Source organism: Actinoplanes sp. NPDC051633 (genome assembly GCF_040681735.1).
Classification (GTDB): Bacteria; Actinomycetota; Actinomycetes; order Mycobacteriales; family Micromonosporaceae; genus Actinoplanes.
In genome coordinates this window covers 1-3,524 of sequence record NZ_JBFAZH010000821.1, presented here as the reverse complement: position 1 = coordinate 3,524, position 3,524 = coordinate 1, and the positions used below count along the sequence as shown (strand labels likewise).

3 protein-coding genes are annotated in these 3,524 nt (G+C 73.2%); 1 reads left to right on the top strand and 2 read right to left on the bottom strand.

What is annotated here, in order from left to right:
* On the bottom strand, window positions 1-1,422 hold a 1,422-nt coding region (locus AB0M20_RS32720), incomplete at its 3' end, for a trypsin-like peptidase domain-containing protein (RefSeq protein ID WP_364304199.1).
* Between the two features lie 154 nt (window positions 1,423-1,576).
* On the opposite strand from AB0M20_RS32720, the gene AB0M20_RS32715 reads away from it, so the two are divergent.
* The gene (locus AB0M20_RS32715; protein WP_364304198.1) at window positions 1,577-2,173 is read left to right on the top strand and encodes a dihydrofolate reductase family protein; all 597 of its coding nucleotides are present in this window, start codon (window positions 1,577-1,579) and stop codon (window positions 2,171-2,173) included.
* On the opposite strand, the gene AB0M20_RS32710 is transcribed toward AB0M20_RS32715, so the two are convergent.
* Window positions 2,163-3,524: hypothetical protein (locus AB0M20_RS32710; protein WP_364304197.1), on the bottom strand; the 1,362-nt coding region annotated here is incomplete at its 5' end. The two genes, AB0M20_RS32715 and AB0M20_RS32710, sit on opposite strands and share 11 nt — an antisense overlap.

Genomic DNA, 3,524 nt, shown 5'->3' with positions numbered 1-3,524 from the left:
GTGCAGCAGCGCGTAGGCCCGCTGGTACAACGCGGTCAGCCCAGGGTCCTCGGCGTGGCCGTACCGGGCGCTGAGCTGCTGGTAGGACGTCAGCAGCCCGCGCTGGTCGGCATGCTCGCGGAGCAGCTCGCCGAGCCGGTCGGCGACGGCCAGCGCCGCGTCGGTCGCCTCCAGCGCGGCCGCCCGCAGCGCCGCCGCCTCCGGACCGGAGCCGGTCAGCGCGGCGAACTCGGCGCGCAGTCGCGGCGAGCGGCGCTCCAGCGGCGGCAGCCCGCTGATCACCGCGCCGGCCCGGCGGTGCAGCTTCTCGGCGGACCGCTCGGCCAGCCGGGCCCGGGACACCGCCGACCGGACCTCGCCCGGGTCCGACTGCCGGGTCGACCGTTCCTTCTCGATCGATCGGGCCAGGGGCAGTGCCGCCGAGTGCTCCTCGTCGAAGGTGAGCAGGATCCGGTTGGCGTCCCGCTCGCTCAGCGGGTGCACCACCGACCGCAGCACACCGGCCGGGTCCAGCGCCTGGTCCACCCGGCTCAGCACGATGACCATCGGCGGCGCCTGGTTGTCCGCGATATGCCGGTCGTCCACGCCGGCCCGCTCGGCGATTCGCCGGATGATCGCCCGAACCGACAGACCGGCGCAGTTCACCGCCAGGTCGACCGGGTCGGAGGTCAGCACCGCCTCGCGCACGGCGACCGACCCGGCGGAGCCGGACGGACCGCTCACCACCACCCGGACGTTCGCACCGGGCGGCCCGTCGATGAACTCGGACATCTCACGCAGCACGGACGCGTCCGGCGTTCCGGACCGTTGGTCGTCGGAGAAGCCGGAGACGGCCGGCTCGCCGACGATCCACGGGACCCCCGGCAGATAGGTCGCGATGGTGTCCGCCGGGATCATGAACGACTGCCCGTCGGCGGGTTGCGCCGCGACGATCATGCCGACCAGGTGGTCCAGGGGCTCGGCCAGCACGCCGGCGCCGCTGAAGCCTTTCGACACGGGGAAGCCGGAGACGTTCGCCAGCTGCATCCACTCGCCGCCCGGGCCGCCCTGGCCGACGAGCTCGGTCACCGCCCAGTAACCGATCTCGGGATGCTGGGGAAACGCGTACGCCCGCAGCCGCCGGGCCCGCCGGACCGGGAAGCGCCGCAACGTGGCCGTCACCCGATCGGGGTGCGGCCGGTCCAGCGCCAGCAGCGCGATGTCGCCGCGCCACGAGGCCCCGCTGGGCTCGAGGAAGGCGACCGTGGCCGGCAGCCGCGGACCGTCCGGCGGGTCGACGAACTGCACAAAGGCAGCGGCCGGCACGACGTGCGCGCAGGTCAGCACGCGATCGGGCGCGACCAGCATGCCCGCACCGTGCACAGTGCCACCCGCATCGAGAATCCGCACCATCCACGGCGCTGGACCGTGAACGCCCGCCATGACCGGACCATACGCCCGCATCGACGGCGATGCTGCCCCCGTGCCCGTCCTACTTAGGACACCGAATTCTCCGGGAGATCTGCCGCCGGGATGTCGAGAACGAGCCGCCGGCTCCGACCGTCGGGTGTCAGCACCCACTGAGGAGGAAACGAAAATGGGCAAGGTCACCACCGGCGCTTCCATGTCGATCGACGGATACATCGCCGGACCCGAGGAGAGCGGCTTCGACCTGCTCTTCCAGTGGTACGGCAACGGCGACGTGGAGCTGCCGACCGGACACCCGGACATGACGTTCAAGACGACGAAGGCCAGCGCCGAGTACTGGCGCAGCCTGATCGAGAACACCGGCGCGCTGGTCGTCGGCCGGCACCTCTACGACTTCACCAAAGCGTGGGGCGGACGCCACCCGATGGACGTCACCACCGTCGTGCTCACCCACAACCCGCCCGCGGACCGGCCACTCGCGGACGAGAACTTCGTCTTCGTCACCGACGGCATCGAGGCGGCCGTGGCCAAGGCGAAGGAGATCGCCGGCGACAAGAACGTCGGCCTCAACGGCGGTCAGATCGCCCGGCAGGCCCTGGACGCCGGCCTGGTCGACGAGATCGGCGTCGACCTGGTGCCGGTGCTGCTGGGGGCGGGCACGCCGTTCTTCCCCTCGCTGGGCGTCAAGCCGGTGCAGCTCGAGGGCCCGATCTCGCTGATCGAGGGCAAGGCCGTCACCCACCTGACCTACCGGGTCAAGAAGTAAGCCGGTATCGACCGGGGGAGGGGGCCCGCACCCGGGTCCACTCCCCGGCCGGCTCCAGCACGGCCCGCGGCGTCGTGCGCAGCCACCGGTGAAAGCGCACCCGCACGATGACGTCGCCGGCGGCGGACGCGTCGAAGGTCAGCGACGCCGCGTCCTGCGACACCAGACCCGGAACCACGGGTTGCGGGTCGGCCACCGCGTACAGCCGCCAGTCGTCGGAGGACCACACCTGACGCAGGTACGGCAGACCGCCGGTGACCAGCGCGGCCTCGGCCCGGCCCGGCCAGGACAGCTCGGCGTGCGGCACCGCGACGTACTGCACGGACTTGTCGGCCAGCCACTGCCGGTACGTGTCCGCGGTCAATGGGACGCCGGTGCCCGGAGCGCCCGGCACGGTGGTGAAGAAGAGCGGGTTGCGGTCGATGTCGGCCTGCCGCAGCCAGCCGCGGGCCAGCGGCACGTCGCCCATGTGCGCGGCCTCCCAGTAGTCGCGGGTCGGTGGCACCTCGACCCGGCCGGTCAGCCGCAGGCCGGCCAGATGCTCCCGCAGCGGGGCGAAGAACGCGCGATCGGCGGTCGGATTGCCGGCGTCCCGCAGATCCCGAACCATCACCGGTGACTGCACCACGGCGGTGACCACCAGCAGCGGCACCACCAGCCACTTCCTCGTGACGTAGGCGGCCAGCAGCGGCAGCGCGAACATGGTCACCAGCCGGGTGGCGTTGAGGCCCACCGGCGTGTGCACCAGCGCCGCAGCCAGCACCCCCGCGGCGGACAGCCCGGCGCCGGCCCGCACCGGCCACCGCGGCACCAGCGCGGCGACGATCAGGCTGGTCACCACCGCGCGGACCGTGTCGGCGCGGCTGATGTTCATCCACCCGCCGTCGCCGAAGAGCAGCGCCGCCAGGCCGACCGGGATCGCGGCCGGCACGGCGAGCAGCAAGCCCTCCCGCCACCGGCCGGTGAGCAGCAGCGCGGCACCCGCCAGGCCCACGAACAGTCCGGCCACGGGGCTGGTCGCCGCCGCCAGCAGCGCGATCGGAGCCGCCAGGTAGGAGAACCGGCGGGAGGTGAGCTGCACCAGCGCGCCGAGCCCGACGGCCACCCCCAGCGCGTACGTGACCCGGCCGGACACCAGGTTGCCGGCCACGCAGGCCGCGCCGATCAGCGCGCCCGCCCAGGGCCGCGGAGCCCCGGTGCGGCGCAGCAGGACGGCCAGCAGCACGGACGACGCGACCAGGGCCAGCACGCCGGTCACGCGGACACCCAGCGTGGCCATCACCGGTTGCGACACCAGGCTGTAGCCGAGCTGGTTCACCCCGCCGTACCAGCGCAGGTCGACCGGCGTGTA

What these genes read in the sequence shown, in the direction of transcription:
- AB0M20_RS32715 (WP_364304198.1), top strand. Translation starts at nt 1,577, where the DNA reads ATGGGCAAGGTCACCACCGGCGCTTCCATGTCGATCGACGGATACATC.